The sequence below is a fragment of the Asticcacaulis sp. genome, from assembly GCF_027484505.1.
GTDB lineage: Bacteria > Pseudomonadota > Alphaproteobacteria > Caulobacterales > Caulobacteraceae > Asticcacaulis.
Genome location: NZ_JAIXSV010000225.1, coordinates 1 through 13616, shown reverse-complemented (window position 1 = coordinate 13616; position 13616 = coordinate 1). Strand labels below are relative to the sequence as shown.

The 13616-nt window shown below is 62.8% G+C and carries 9 protein-coding genes; all 9 read left to right on the top strand.

From position 1 onward, the window contains the following. Positions 1-673: 673 nt before the first annotated feature. Positions 674-1906: a type I-U CRISPR-associated RAMP protein Csb1/Cas7u gene (gene cas7u / locus Q0072_RS13500; RefSeq protein ID WP_298331069.1), complete on the top strand. Its 1233-nt coding sequence runs from the start codon at positions 674-676 to the stop codon at positions 1904-1906. Further along, the gene (gene csb2 / locus Q0072_RS13495) at positions 1906-3360 is read left to right on the top strand and encodes a type I-U CRISPR-associated protein Csb2 (RefSeq protein WP_298331067.1); all 1455 of its coding nucleotides are present in this window, start codon (positions 1906-1908) and stop codon (positions 3358-3360) included. The genes cas7u and csb2 overlap by 1 nt, the downstream gene beginning before the upstream one ends. Then, positions 3357-6221, top strand: a complete 2865-nt coding sequence (gene cas3u, locus Q0072_RS13490; RefSeq protein ID WP_298331065.1) for a type I-U CRISPR-associated helicase/endonuclease Cas3 — start codon at positions 3357-3359, stop codon at positions 6219-6221. The genes csb2 and cas3u overlap by 4 nt, the downstream gene beginning before the upstream one ends. After that, positions 6218-7234, top strand: coding sequence for a hypothetical protein (locus Q0072_RS13485; RefSeq protein ID WP_298331063.1), 1017 nt, complete (start codon positions 6218-6220; stop codon positions 7232-7234). The genes cas3u and Q0072_RS13485 overlap by 4 nt, the downstream gene beginning before the upstream one ends. Positions 7235-7642: 408 nt before the next feature. Continuing rightward, the gene (locus tag Q0072_RS13480; RefSeq protein ID WP_298331061.1) at positions 7643-9181 is read left to right on the top strand and encodes a class I SAM-dependent DNA methyltransferase; all 1539 of its coding nucleotides are present in this window, start codon (positions 7643-7645) and stop codon (positions 9179-9181) included. Beyond that, complete coding sequence (locus Q0072_RS13475) at positions 9178-10275, top strand: restriction endonuclease subunit S (RefSeq protein WP_298331059.1); 1098 nt, start codon at positions 9178-9180, stop codon at positions 10273-10275. The genes Q0072_RS13480 and Q0072_RS13475 overlap by 4 nt, the downstream gene beginning before the upstream one ends. Before the next feature lie 333 nt (positions 10276-10608). Continuing rightward, positions 10609-11703 carry an AAA family ATPase gene (locus tag Q0072_RS13470; RefSeq protein WP_298331057.1) on the top strand — a complete coding sequence of 365 codons (1095 nt, stop codon included), beginning with the start codon at positions 10609-10611 and terminating at the stop codon, positions 11701-11703. Between the two features lies 1 nt (position 11704). Further along, positions 11705-12370, top strand: coding sequence for a DUF4276 family protein (locus Q0072_RS13465; RefSeq protein ID WP_298331055.1), 666 nt, complete (start codon positions 11705-11707; stop codon positions 12368-12370). A gap of 61 nt (positions 12371-12431) precedes the next feature. Then, positions 12432-13616, top strand: a 1185-nt coding sequence (locus Q0072_RS13460) for a DUF4145 domain-containing protein (protein ID WP_298331053.1), incomplete at its 3' end; no start/stop codon positions are given.

Sequence of the window (13616 nt, the reverse complement as noted above, 5' to 3'; positions counted from 1 at the left end):
GATGGCACAGCGCCAAATCCAGCCGGCATCCATCATCGCATGGTCAATCTGGCGACGAGCCCATCAGGCAGCCGCACGGTGCGCTCACATCAAAAGAAACATGCAACTGTAATGCTAGGCGCAGTTGCGCTGCGTTCGGCATAGTCATTCATGTCCGAGCGCGCGTCAAGGGGGCCGCCCTTTAATGAGGAGCTCCCAATGGCTCGTTCCCACGTTGCCCATACTGTTACGCTTACCCAGGAAAATGCTGTCCAGGCATGGTTGATGTATCATGCGGGGCGGTATTTACACGAAATCGCAGCATGCTTCGGCTGTAACTCCCGGAAGATCTGGGAGATTCTCCACGAACTAAAGTTCCCAGAAAGCCGCCAGAGGGCGGCTGAGATTCTGGGCATAATGCCGGATGTGCCGGCTCGCAGGCCGAATCCTCGCGCAAAATCATAACCACGTAAATAGATGGATCGGGTTGGGCGTTGCCGACGCCCAACCCGTGTGCGCTTTCATGCCGCTGCCTCGGCAATGTGACCGATTTAGTCACATTGCTGAAATACGCTTTCTACGGAAGCAGGAGACTTCTCTCTCACTATGTGCGGGATGATGCATGGATTTCATCCTGCATAGATCTATTCATCTCATTTCACACCTTAGGACCGCCCTTAAGGAGCCGTTGGACATGGACTTTCCCTCGCTTTCCCAAATGGTTGCCGGTGATGCGGCTTTGCGGCGGCGGCAGGTGTTGCAGCCGGTTGGCGGTCGCGGGGACAAGATTTTCCCGCCCACATATCCTGGCGAGGGCCGCAATGCCCCGCCCCGCCATGTCCATGAAGTGCGGCGGATCGACGGCAAGGATGTTGATTGCGTGTTGGTGGACAGCGTGCAGTCGCAGGCCAACCGGCTGGAAGAGGCACTACTTGAGGCTGTACGCGACGGGGTACGCATCCCGCATCTGCTGGTCGATTTCAGCGGGGAAGGGCTGGCCGGGCTGACCCAGATCACCTCCCTGGACGCGCCGCACCGTGTCTATGACGCTATCCTGCGCGACAGTCTGCTGGAGGGGCAGCCCTTCATGAAAAGCCCGCTGGGCGAGGCGTTGGCCAAGGCCAAGATCGGCGATGCGACGGCGGTGCTGGAAGCCTCCCCCACCGCCCTGCTGTTCGGTGCCTGGCATTCCACCGGCGACGGTGGCGGCATCGGTGCCAAATTCGCCCGCTGCGTGGTGTCGGAAATCAGCGCAATCGGCGTTTCGGTGGAAGAGTTTGTGGCCGACAAGCGCACGGGCGAGTTGGAGGTGCGGACTACTGGTCGGCGTACCGGCAGCCGTATTGATCCGCTGGGCGTGCTACGCAAAGTGGAAGTGTTCAAGGGGGGCGCCGGCTGGGATACCGACAAGGCGAGGGCTGGCAAGGGTGCCAAGCAGGTGCGCCCGTCGGAGATCAACCATGGCAATATCGCCCCGTCCGTCATGCCGTTGGGCATCACCTGCGATTATGCCGAACATATGATGGTGTTGAGCTTTGCGGCCCTGCGCCGGCTGCGCTTCGGTTCGCCCGCCCGCGATGCGGCGGGGCGGGGGCTGCTGGCGGCCCTGGGCCTGCTGGCTGTGGCGGAACAGGATGCGCAGGGTTACGCGCTGCGGTCGCGCTGTGATCTGGTCTGTGACGGTCGGGCATCGTTGCAACTGGTCAAGCCCGATGGGGCGGTTGCCGATGTTGCCCTGGATCGTGTGGGGGCGCGGGCCCTGTTCACCCAGGCATTGGATGCCGCCACGCAGGCCGGCTTTACTTTCCCCGCCGGTCCCATCCGCCTGACGCCGCAGCCGAAACTGGTGGAGATCGTCCGGCGCAGCCAGGAACTGGCGCTGGCCGGTGAGGGCGGGGAAGAGGGCGACGAAAACGGGGATGCGTGATGACCCTGGTTCTGGAGATCGAGCATCTGACCGGCATCGCCTTCTCCGCCCGGGGGCCGGCCAGCGACCAGCCGGACTGGCCGCCGCAGCCCGATCGCATCTTCTCCGCCCTGGTCGCCGCCTGTGCGGCGCGGGGAGAGCGGGCGGAGGAGGCCGCGGCGCTGCAATGGCTGGAAGCGCAGCCGGTACCGCGTCTGCTGGCATCGGACCATGCGGTTCGCCATGCCCCTATCAGCTTCGTGCCGCCCAATGACGCGCAGACCGGCAAGTCCGGCGACCGCAAGGTGATGCCGGCCTTTCGTGCCCGCCAGCCCCGCCGTTTCCCAGCCGCCCGCCCGCATGATCCCATTCTGCATCTGTACTGGCCCGGTGCCAGCCCTGATACGGCAACGCTGCGAGCCTTACAGGGGGTGGCCCGCGACACCGCCTATATCGGCCATTCCGCCAGTCTAACCCGCTGTCACTTCCGCTACGCACCGGCGGTTGATGTGCCAGAGAATGCTGGTTGGCCCCGACGGCGGGTCTATCCCGGTCGGTTCACGGAATTGCGGCAGTGCTTTGACAACAAGCAACGACCGCTGCGGGGCTTTGAGGTATCGCCGCCCCCGGCGATGCCCGCGCCACTGCCCGCCAGCCCATTCGACGAACGCTGGCTGATCCTGGACCATGTCAATGGTACCATGCCGGATATCTGCGCGGCGGCGCTGGTGGCCAAGGCCATCCGCGATACGCTGATGAGCGGCTACAACCAGATCGGCCTGGGTGACCGGGTGCCTGCCATTGTAAGCGGCCATCAGCCTGACGGTGCCCCCTTGGCCGGTCCGCATATCGCCATCGTACCGCTTTCCTTTACCGGATATCTGCATGCTGACGGGCATGTGCTGGGCTATGCCATCATCCCGCCGCGCGGCAGCAACTTGGTTGCCGACGGGGATTTCCGCAGAGCGTTGCGCAAAGTGACCCTTTGGGACGAAGGGAAGGGGCGGCACCTGCTGCGCCTACGCCGTTTCAGCCTTGATTTCGCCCTGGCCGGGGAGGCGGACGGGCTGCGCCGGTCGCTGGACCCGCAGGAATACACAAGGCCGTCACGGACCTTCGCCACGGTGACGCCGATCGTGCTCGACCGGCATCTGAAGCAGAAGGGCGAAGAGCGGCAGAAGGAAATCATCGACCAGATCGTGGCCGCCTGCCGCCATGTCGGCCTGCCGGCACCGGATCTCGTGGTGCCCGACCGTCATTCCGCTGTTGAGGGTGCCTGTTCAGTGCCGGCCCCGTGGGTGCCTGCCACAGCGCCGCGCTGGCACCTGCCGGGCGCCCTGGCCCACCGCCAATTGACCCATGCCGTGCTGCGGTTCCCCGAAAAGGTGACCTGGCCGGTGATCCTGGGTGCGGGGCGTTTCGCCGGGCTGGGCCTGTGCCGACCGCTGGATAGCAAGAAGGAGCAGCGGCGATGAGTGCGCTGACCCCCGATGATTTCACCGGCTTTTTCCGGGAAGTGAACGGATATCCGCCCTTTCCCTGGCAACAAAGATTGCTGACCCAGCTGGCGACCCATGGCCGTTGGCCTGATTGCCTGGGCCTGCCCACCGGCACCGGCAAGACCGCCTGCCTGGATATCGCCCTGTTCCATCTGGCGCTGGAGGTCGGGAAGCCGAGCGGGCGACAGGCACCGGTACGTATCGCCTTCGTCGTTGACCGGCGTCTGGTGGTGGATGATGCCTTTGAACGGGCCCGGCGTCTGGCCGATGCCCTTGCTGCCCCTGCCGGCCCTGTCACTGCCCGCGTTGCCGACCGGTTGCGCCTTCTGTCCGGTGACGGCCCGCCGCTGCTGGCGCGGCGTCTGCGCGGCGGCATCCCGCGAGAGGATGATTGGGCCCGCACGCCGGCCCAGCCGACCATTCTCTGTTCCACCGTCGATCAGGTCGGCTCCCGCCTGTTGTTCCGTGGCTATGGCGTGACGGATCGGGCCAAGCCGATCCATGCCGGCCTGTTGGGTGCCGATTGCCTGATCCTGCTGGATGAGGCGCACCTGGCCGAACCGTTTCGCCAGACCCTGGGTTGGGTTGGACATTATCGTCGTAACCATGACACAGCCTGGGGCCTGTCCGTGCTGTCCGCGACGCCCCGGGCTGACGGGATGTCGGCGACCTTCGGCTTGAACGAGGATGATTGGGCTAACCGGGAACTGGCAAAGCGGCTGACGGCCGCCAAGCCGGTTCGCCTAGTGGGTGGCAAGGATGCGCTGACGGAGACGCGGCGGGCTGAAGCCGTGGCTGCGGAGGCACAGCGGATGCTGGATGCCTTGCGTGCGGGTGGTATCGCCCAGCCGGCCCTGGGTGTCGTCGTCAACCGTGTGGACCGCGCCCGCCGCGTCTTCAAGGCGTTGGAGGGGGTGGCGGCTGAGCGCCTGCTGCTGATCGGCCCGTCGCGGAGTGTGGACCGCGAAGATCTGGTGCGCGTGCTGGATCGGGTTCGGACGGGGCGGGATCGTGATACAACGGCGCCCCTGCTGATCGTCGCCACGCAATGTATCGAAGCCGGTGTCGATATCGATCTGGATGGGCTGGTCACGGAACTGGCACCGCTTGACGCGCTGCGCCAGCGGTTCGGCCGCGTCAACCGTGCCGGCCGACCGATCCCGGCCCAGGGCGTGATCCTGGCGACCAAGCAGGAGTTGTCTGCCCGCTATGACGATCCGGTTTATGGCGATGCCTTGCGCCCATGCTGGGATTGGCTGTCCGGTTTGTCATCGGTCGATTTCGGCATCCAGGCGATGGCGGCGGCCTTGCTGGATTTCCCGCCCCCTGCACCGGCCCTGTCACCCCAGCCCGATGCGCCGGTATTGATGCCTGCCCTTCTCGACTTGTTCAGCCAGACTTCCCCGATTCCGTCACCAACCCTGGAAACATCGCTGTTCCTGCATGGGCCGAAACATCAGCCCGACGGTGTTACCCTTGTCTGGCGTGGGGACGTAACGCCGGGGTTCCCGGAGAAAGTGTCGATGCGTCGTCTGCTGACCCTGGTGCCCCCGCGCGCAGGCGAGGCGGTATCATTGCCAGTATGGACGGTACGCCGCTGGCTGGAAGGACAGGGTACCGATGCTCTGGCCGATATTCCGGCCCCGGCACCAGAGGATGAGGAGGGAAAGACGGCCCGCAGCGTTTTCTTGTGGCGCGGCGGTGATGATGAGGCGTCCCGCTGGATCGCAGCCCACGAGATTTCCCCCGGTGATACGATCATCGTGCCCGCGACCTATGGCGGCCTGGACAATCAATATGGGTGGGACCCCGGCAATGAAGACCCGGTGAGGGATGTCGCCCGCAAGGCTGCGCAAGATTTTGCCGGGCGGCGTTTTGCGGTGCGGGTGGCCCCTGGTCTGATCCCGGCTGACAAGGAAGGGGAAGACTTGTTGGCCGTGCTGGCAGCGCTGGAAGGGGAACGCGACCCGGCGCGGCTTTGTGCGGCTCTGGCCCCTTATGATGGGGCTGACGATTTGGCTTGGTTATGGGCCAGACTGGGCGACAGGAAACTTGATCCGATCTGGGATGTCTATGGAAGGGATACGGTCGGGCGACCCCTGGGCGTTGTGTTGTTGGCCCCTTCGGACGTGCTGGCGGCACCGGATACCGACGGGGCCGCCGCCGTTACCGAGGATGATCTGGCGGGTTCGCTTTCGGGCTTTCCGCTGCTGCTGCTGACCCATAGCGAGGATGTGGCTGGCTTTGCCGCGGATTTTGCACGTCGCGCCGGGCTGCCGCCAGCGCGGGTCCAGGATCTGTGGCTGGCGGGATATCTCCATGATGCCGGCAAATGCGATCCGCGTTTCCAGGAATGGCTGGCTGCCGGCGATCCGCTGGGGGCTGATCCTGACCATGTGCTGGCCAAATCCGCCCGCAAGCTGCCGCCAGACGCGAAGGAGAAGGCGGGGCTGCCTTCAGGATGGCGGCACGAGGTGCTGTCGGTGCGGCTGGCAGCCTGTTCCCGCCGTCTGGCGGAACGGCGGAGCGAGGGGGGCGATCCCGACCTCATCCTCTGGCTGATCGGCACCCATCACGGTTTCGGTCGGCCGTTCTTTGCCCATCTCGATCCGCAACCACGGACCGACCTGCTGCCGGTTCCAGCGCTGTGGGATAAGGCACCGACGGCAGTCGGGCCGGAGGCGCTGGACTTCGATCATGACGGTCTGGACTGGCACGGTCTGTTGGACCGGTTGAAGCAGCGTTACGGCCCTTGGGGTCTGGCCCATATGGAAGCGATCCTCCGTCTGGCCGATCACCGGGCATCCGAGTATGCGGCCAAGAAAGGGGGGGCATGATGGGAAACGGGACGATACAGGCCACCAGCACCCACCGTTTGGAAGGCATGGAGCCGGACAATCTGCTGGCCTTCCTGGCTTTGCTTGGCCTGCTGAGGGCGCTGGAAGCGGTTGAAGTGGATGGAGACCGGCTGCGACCGCGCCTGTCCTGGAGCCTGGATAACCCGCCCCTGCGCCCCGTGCTGCATCTGGCAAAGTCTGCCACCAAGGGTGAGGTGGCAGCACGAGCGGCAGACGGTATGACGCTGCTGGCCAAGGCTCATCATTTCGATGGGCGCAAGGACCTGAACTGTAGTGAAGGTGAAGCGCGCGCTTTGCTGAAAAGCGCCACCGATGATGCTGATCATGCCTTCTTGCTGTCGGCACTGCTGTCCGACGCTGCTGTCAAGGAGGCTAAGGGGGCAACAGGGGAGCCGCAGATCGACCCGACGCCGCTCTGCCTGCTGTTCGGCCAGGGGCACCAGCATTTTTTGGACAGGTTGGCCAGTGTGCCGGCGCAACCCGCCCCGCCACCGCGCGGTCGGGGGCGCAGCGCCGTCAGCCTGACCGCCGAGGACTGTCTGGCCGAAGCCTTGTTTACCCCCTGGCACCGGAACGATCCGACCTTCTCCTTCCGCTGGGATCCGGAAGAGGATGTGCGTTATGCGCTGATGGCCGGCAACCCGACCGATGCTGCCTATAAGGCTGGCACGCAGCATGGGGCAAACCGTCTGGCGGCTATCGGGCTGGCCGTTCTGACCCTGGCGCCGGAAGTGCGGGCTGGGCGTGTACGCGCCGCGATCCCTGGTGGTCAATGGGATCGCCAGGGTTTCTCGCTGGCCTGGCCGGTCTGGCGCCCGCCGGCCAGCATCGCGGCCATCCGCAATCTGTTGGGCCATCCGGACTTGCGCAAACCCGAACAGTTCGCTGTGATGGGGATTGACGGTTGCATGATGGCGCGGCGCATTTCGGTCGGAAAATTCATGAACTTCACCCGCGCCAATTTCATCACGGGTAAAGACGCCAGCGAATGAATTCTATGCGCCGTTTCGGCACCTTGGACCGTCGTCGCAGAGCGAGATCAACATCCGCATCAGCGATCGCGCGCCCTCGGTCTATTTCCCTGAATTGTTGGCCCAGTGCGCTACTGGCCTACTGTGTTATGGCGGAATCACGGATCGGGAGGATTTACAGGCAAACCTGGCTCCCTGACGGTATCTTCGACGCGCTCTCTGGGGATCATGAGGGCTTTTTGGCGGAACGCCGCATATTGATGGCCGATAAAATCAAATCCTACTTCAATATGCTCTAGCTGGCCTGGGCCGGACCATCCGCGGATTGCTGCTGACGCCAAGCGCGGCTTTGGGGTATGTGCAGTGCCTTATGTGGGGCCTGTGCCGCCCCCCTCCTTGCGGTTGAGTCCCTTGTCAGTTGAGGATTTAATGATCACGGGTGAAATCAAACGCCAGATTGATGATATCTGGAATGACTTCTGGACCGGCGGCGTATCCAATCCGCTGGCCGTGATGGAGCAGATCACCTACCTGCTGTTCATCCGCCGCCTGGATGAAATGCACACGCTGGAAGAGTTGAAGGCCACCAACCTGAAAAGGGCGATGGAACGCCGCATCTTCCCCGAGGGCGTGGACGAGGGCGGGCAGCCCTATGAGCTGATGCGCTGGTCGCGGTTCAAATCGCTGGAACCGCGCGCCATGTTCGATCTGGTGGATCGCCATGTCTTCCCCTTTCTGCGCACGCTGGGCGGCGATGGGTCCAGTTTTGCCAGCCATATGAAGGATGCCCGCCTGGGCATCCCCACGCCCGCCCTGCTGGCCAAGGTGGTGGAAAAGCTGGACCGGGTGCAGATGGAGGACCGGGACACCAAGGGCGATGTTTACGAATATATGCTGGGCAAGATCGCCAGCGCCGGCCAGAACGGCCAGTTCCGCACCCCCCGGCACATCATCGCCACCATGGTGGAACTGATGGCGCCCACGCCCGATGATGTGATCTGTGACCCCGCATCGGGTACCGCCGGCTTTCTGGTGCAATCGGGTGAATATCTGCGCGACAACCATGCCGCCCTGTTCCACGATCCGGCCAAGCGGTCGCATTTCCACAATCGCGCCTTCAACGGCTTTGATTTTGATCCGACCATGCTGCGCATCGCATCGATGAACATGGTGCTGCATGGGGTGGAAGGGGCCAATATCGCCTATCGTGACAGCCTGGCCGAAGAACATGGGGAAGATGCTGGGGCCTATTCCCTGATCCTGGCCAACCCGCCCTTTGCCGGGTCGCTGGATTATGAATCCTGCGCCAAGGATTTGCAGCGCATCGTCAAGACCAAGAAGACGGAGCTGCTGTTCATCGCCCTGTTCCTGCGCCTGCTGCGCATCGGTGGCCGCGCGGCGGTGATTGTGCCCGATGGGGTGCTGTTCGGATCGTCCAAGGCGCACAAGGATATCCGCCGGATGCTGGTGGAGGATCACAGGCTGGATGCGGTGATCAAGCTGCCCTCGGGCGTGTTCCGCCCCTATGCCGGTGTGTCCACCGCCATCCTGTGCTTCACCCGCACCGACAGCGGCGGCACCGATCAGGTCTGGTTCTATGATCTGCAGGCCGATGGCTACAGCCTGGATGACAAGCGCACCCCCCTGGTGGCAGAGGATAAACAGGGCCCCGTGCCCGCCCATACCCTGACGGCCGAGGAGTTTCAGAAGAACAACCTGCCCGATCTGGTCACCCGCTGGCAGGACCGCGCCGGCGACGAACGACAGCGCCCGCGCACGGCACAAAGTTTCTGCGTGCCCAAGGCCGATATCGCCGCCGCCGGCTATGACCTGTCGCTGAACCGCTACAAGGAAGTGGCGCACGCAGCGGTGGACCATGCCAGCCCGGCGGAGATTCTGGCGGATTTGCAGCGGATTGAAGGGGAAATCGCCGAGGGGATGCGGCGGTTGGAGGAGATGCTGGGATGAGTGGGGTGCGGCGGGTGAAATTGGGGGAAGTGGCAGAGTTAAAATATGGCAAGGCCCTGCCAGAACATAGCCGTGTGCATGGGGATATTGCTGTTTTTGGATCAAACGGCAAAGTCGGTACGCATACATTAGCCTTAACCAATGGTGAAACAATTATCATTGGCCGAAAAGGTTCAGTCGGAGAGGTTAACTATTCTCCCTCTTCTTGTTGGCCCATTGATACAACATACTTCGTAGACTCAACCTCATCGGAAGAACACTTGCCATGGCTCTGGCGTGCCTTGGCGGCTTTAAATCTGCAATCGTTAAACAAAGCGACTGGTGTTCCTGGCCTCAATCGCTCAGACGCATATGAAAAGCTTCTTTATCTTCCTCCCCTAGAAGAACAACGCCGCATCGCCGCCATCCTCGACCAAGCCGACACAATTCGCCGCCAGCGCCGCGCGGCGCTGGAACGGTTGGAAGAGTTAAAGGGCGCATTATTTCCGGCATTTTGCGGATCTGCGGAGCGTTGCTCTTTTGGCAATCTCCTTGAAATTCCATTACGTAATGGGGTTTCTCCAGCAACGAATGGCTCTCACGAGGGGTTGGTTCTTACGCTTTCAGCCGTCACGGGCGAGTCCTTCAACATCAATTCTTATAAGGCGGGCATGTTTGCCAACGCTATTCCGGTTGAGAAGCGAGTGGACAGGCGCGATTTGTTGATTTGTCGTGGGAATGGCAACAAGAACCTTGTTGGCCGTGGCTTCTTCCCAACCGAAGACATGCCAGATGTAGCCTTCCCCGATACCATCATCGCGGCTAGGGTCGATAGCACGCGGCTTGTTCCAGAATTTATTGAAGCTGTTTGGAACATGCCAGAGACACGCAAACAGATTGAACAGAGCGCTCGCACAACAAACGGAACTTTCAAGATCAATCAGGAAATGTTGGAGGCCGTGGAGGTGAGCATCCCCCCCCTGTCCCTCCAACAAGCCTTCGCCGAGCGCGTCCGCGCCATTGAGGCGTTGAAGGAACAGCACCGCGCCCATCTGGCTCAACTCGACACCCTGTTCGCATCACTGCAACATCGGGCGTTCAGCGGGGAATTGTAGGATGCCGCCAACAAGATCGGCCCGCCATTCTCTCTACCTTTGGAGCCTCTTAGCCGTCATTCCCGCGAAGGCGGGAATCCAAAATCCGCGTTGTCGTATGGATTCCCACCTTCGCGGGAATGACGGTGGTGAAAGGGAATGACGGTGGTGAAAGGGCAGGGCTTCGCGAAAACGCTATCAGGGGCACACCCCCTCAGCCGATCTGTCGTTACCGTTTATCAATAACACAGGCATGGCGGCTTTCAAGCACGCCACCATGACCGCATCCCCCTTAACCCCGCCCGCAATCCATGCTAGGCCAGGATTACACCGATCCGACCCGGACCTGGAGCGATGGCTAACACCTTTGGCAAGCTGGATCACCTGACCGTCAAGGGCTACAAATCCATCCAGTCGGTGGACAGGCTGCCCCTGGGCGATATCAACATCATCATCGGTGCGAACGGGGCCGGGAAAAGCAATTTCGTCAGCCTGTTCCGCCTGCTGTCCCGTCTGGCGCGGGAGGAGTTGCAGGATTATGTGGTCAAGCAGGGCGGGCTGGACCGACTGCTGTTTTTCGGGCCGAAGGTATCGGATCACCTGGAAATTGGGCTGGAGGCGGCAAGTGTCCTTTACCGGGCGGTTCTTGTTCCGACTGCCCATCAGGCATTGATGTTCGACGGTGAATGGATCAACGAAGGCCAGCAATGGCGGGAAATTGGTGGTCGTGGTCGAACAGAAACCGGCTTGATTGATAAAAGACTCCCCCGTTCATCCCGAACCGGACGAATGCGGATCATCCGGAATTGGATGCTGGACTGGCGCGTCTATCACTTTCACGACACGTCTGATTTCTCCCCCCTGCGGGCCAGCGCGCCGTTGACGGAGCCGGAGCGGCTGGCCGCCGATGGCGGCAACCTGCCGGCCTTCCTGTATTATCTGCAGGAACAGCATCCCGACCGGCTGGAAATGCTGCTGGATACGGTGCGGCTGGTGGCCCCGTTCTTTGGCGGTTTCGTGCTGCGGCCAGAGGCGTTGAACAAGGATTTGATCCGGCTGCGCTGGCGTCACCAGGGGCGGGACAATTTGTTTGACGTGGCCGACCTGTCCGATGGCACGCTGCGCTTCATCGCGCTGGCCGCCCTGCTGTTGCAGCCGGAACCGCCGGAAACCATTGTGCTGGATGAGCCGGAACTGGGCCTTCACCCCGCCGCCGTCACACAGCTTGCCGCCTTGATGCAACAGGTGTCGGCAGAGGTGCAGATCATCGCCGCCACCCAGTCCCCCACCTTTGCCAACCATTTCGGCTGGCAGGATTTCATCGTCGTGGACCGGGTGGATGATGCCTCCCGCTTCCGCCGCCTGACAGCGGAGGAGGTGGCCCCCTGGGCTGATGAATTCGGCATGGGCGAGGCGTGGGAGAAGAACCTGATCGGGGGACGCCCGTAACATGGTGCGGCTGGGCATTTCCGTTGAAGGCCAGACGGAGGAACGGTTCGTCAAGGATGTGCTGGCCCCGCATCTGGCCGGCTTCGATGTGTTTGCCGAGGCCAAGATCGTTGCCACCGGCTGGACCGCCAATGGTGCCCGCGCCAAGGGCGGCGGCATCAACCTGGGTCGCATCAGCCGGGAATTGAAGACCCTGCTGCCCAGCTTCAGGCAGGGCTATGTCACCAGCCTCTATGATCTCTATGGTTTTGAGGACCGGTTGAGCGGGGAGACGGCGGCGGCCCTGGAAAGCCGGATTGCCCAGGCAACCGGTGCCCCGCCCAACCTGATCCCCTATATCCAGCAATATGAATTTGAAACCCTGCTGCTGGCCTGTCCGACAACGGCGGCGGACTATTTCCAGGCCCCCGGTCTGGCGGCGACAATCAAAAATGCGGTTGCAAGCGCCGGGGGTGCCGAACAGGTGAATGACGGCAGGACCACCGCGCCGTCAAAAAGGCTGGAGAGCTGGACGGCAGCCCAGGCCCCGGCCCTGATGCGGTTCAGCAAGAAGACCAAGGTGCGCCACGGGGCGACGCTGTGCGAGAGGATTACCCTTGCCACCATCCGCACCGCCTGCCCGCGCTTTGACGGCTGGTTGAAGCGGCTTGAGGCTTTGCAAGCCTGATCAACCACTTGCATTGACGCGGTGGTTGTATAACCTTCCGGTGTTGCTGGAAGGGTACTCCATGTCGCAATTCGCCTTTCTGAAGACCGAATTTCCCCAATTGCATGTGGCAGTGGCACGGGCGGAGGCCTTGGGCCTGCGCGACCCGCGGGCGGCCTGCTTTTATGGCAGGCTGGCGCTGGAGGAGATGGTCCATTGGCTGTACGAACATGATGGCAAGCTGCGCTCGCCCTTCACCAGCAACCTGGACAGCCTGATCCACGAACCCAGTTTCCAGAACCTGCTGGGCCCGGCGTTGGTGGCCAAGGCGCGGCTGGTCAAAAGCCTGGGCAACAAGGCCGCGCATGAGGCGCGGACGACCATTCCACCCGACAGCGCCGTCACCAGTCTGCGCGAACTGTTCCACCTTTGCTATTGGCTGGGCCGCACCTATGGGCGGGATACCAGGCTGTCCGCCACGATGCAATTCGACGCCGCCCTGCTGCCCCGCCCGGTGGCGAAGGGCAGCGTGGTGCCGGTGGCGGAATTGCAGCGCATCGCCGCCCAGTTGGAGGAGGCGGAGAAGAAACGGGCGGAGGCCGAAGCCGCCCGCCTGATCAGCGAGGCGCAGCGCCAGCAGGAACAGGCCGAACGGGCAGCGCTGCGGGCTGAAATCGCCCGCCTGAAGGCGGCCAACAGTGCCGTGCCTGACCCGCATGACTATGATGAGGCGGCCACCCGCAACAGCTTCATCGACCTGCTGCTGCGCGAAGCCGGCTGGACGCTCGACCAGCCGCGCGACCGGGAATATCCCGTCACCGGCATGCCCAACAGTTCCGGCCAGGGCTTTGTTGATTATGTGCTGTGGGGCGATGATGGCAAGCCGCTGGCGGTGGTGGAGGCCAAGCGCACCGCCAAGGATGCCCGCATCGGCCAGCAGCAGGCCAAGACCTATGCCGATTGCCTGGAAGCGATGACGGGCCAGCGGCCGCTGATCTTCTACACCAACGGCTATGAACATTGGCTGTGGGACGATGGGCGCTATCCGCCGCGCCCGGTGCAGGGCTTCCTGACGCGGGAGGAAATGGCGCTTTCCATCCAGCGGCGCAACAGCCTGAAGCCGCTGGCCGAAACGGAGATTGACCGCGCCATTGCCGGCCGGACCTATCAGACCCGCGCCATCCGCCGTGTGGCCGAAACCTTTGAACGCGACAATCAGCGCCGGGCCCTGCTGGTGATGGCCACAGGATCGGGCAAGACCCGCACG